The following is a 716-nucleotide window of genomic DNA, read 5'->3' on the forward strand; positions in this document are numbered from 1 at the left end:
TAACGCCTGCATAACACGTTTGCTACTATACAGAACAAGCTGAATTTTACCGCCATAAACACAAAAACCAAAGTCAAACCTACAATGCCGAATGTAGTAAATCGTGTTGATGCATTTGTTATGTCATTATTCTAACGATGCAATGCTATCTAATACTTCAATATTACTTAACAAAAATGGATTGACTATATGCTCATCTTCGCCCAAATGTCTGCTGTGCTCATCTAGGCTTAAAGAAGATAATATCCAATCTGGTTGACACTTACATCGTAACAAAACCCCACCAGAACCAAAGGCATTGCTACTCATAAATTGTTTAGCTTTATCAATATTTGGAGTCCAGCAGAAACCAATGCGCTTATCATTGTACGCATCTAAATTTTCACCGCGGTATAGCACAATACTTTTCCCTGTATATTTAGGGAAAAATAAAGTTAATAATTCTAATAGAGTCTTATCATCATTTACTTGCTTTCTAATATTATGACCTGAGTTTATCCAATATTGATAAAAAGCTTTTTCATAATCCACAACATCTAACATAGGTGCCCTTTCCCCCTTAAGGAGCTGTTCAGAGTATGCTTTCCAAAGGTTAAACTCTGTAACCACCTCAAATTTTTCAACAATATAATCATATGATTTTTTTATATCATTCTTAACATCAATCTCAATTGTTATAATTTTGGATTCCATATATTTCACCGATGACATAACGC

The 716-nt window shown here is 33.7% G+C and carries 1 protein-coding gene; it reads right to left on the bottom strand.

Translation table 11 applies throughout. From position 1 onward, the window contains the following. Positions 1-126: 126 nt before the first annotated feature. A partial coding sequence (locus HC728_RS19700) for a hypothetical protein (RefSeq protein ID WP_238933841.1) occupies positions 127-716 on the bottom strand: 590 nt, incomplete at its 5' end.

Origin of the sequence: Aliivibrio sp. S10_S31, assembly GCF_014694495.1 — a bacterium.
Lineage (GTDB): Bacteria > Pseudomonadota > Gammaproteobacteria > Enterobacterales > Vibrionaceae > Aliivibrio > Aliivibrio fischeri.